The sequence below is a fragment of the Massilia sp. 2TAF26 genome, assembly GCF_052115005.1.
GTDB lineage: Bacteria > Pseudomonadota > Gammaproteobacteria > Burkholderiales > Burkholderiaceae_D > Telluria.
The window spans coordinates 1-488 of sequence record NZ_JBFRFV010000109.1 but is presented as its reverse complement, the minus strand read 5'-3'; the positions used below and the strand labels follow the sequence as shown (position 1 = coordinate 488).

Sequence of the window (488 nt, the reverse complement as noted above, 5' to 3'; positions counted from 1 at the left end):
CTCTCAATCACTTAGAAGATGAAGGGATGATTATCCGCTCTCGAAATAATAATGACCGCCGCACTGTATGGATTGAACTCTCTGAATCAGGTGAACAAATTGCAAAACAAATGATCGACAACCGCCAGCTGCTTGTCAATCAGCTGTTCAACCACCTTTCAGAAGAAGATAAAAAAACATTTTTTGAATTAATCGAAAAAATGATGGACGAACCATTAAAGGCTTAGGAACATTCCTAAGCCTTTGTCCTCTTTTCAACCTTTGCAGTCTAGGAAGGACGAGTACCGGAGCGGAGCGAATTTAGATTCGTGAGCACCGGCACGCAGACCTGACACCGAATGCGAGGGTTTGTCTACACGCTGAGGCTTAGGAGGATTCCTAAGCCTTCTTTTTTATGGCTTTAAGATGACCTTTATACAATCATCCTTCTTATCATTAAATATGTGATATGCATGAGCGGCATCATCTAACGGCAATTGGTGTGTGAT

Annotated in this window: 1 protein-coding gene; it reads left to right on the top strand. The window is 42.0% G+C overall.

Annotated features, from left to right (window positions below; genetic code table 11):
* A partial coding sequence (locus tag AB4Z32_RS27680) for a MarR family winged helix-turn-helix transcriptional regulator (RefSeq protein WP_442125012.1) occupies positions 1–227 on the top strand: 227 nt, incomplete at its 5' end.
* Between the last annotated feature and the right edge of the window lie 261 nt (positions 228–488).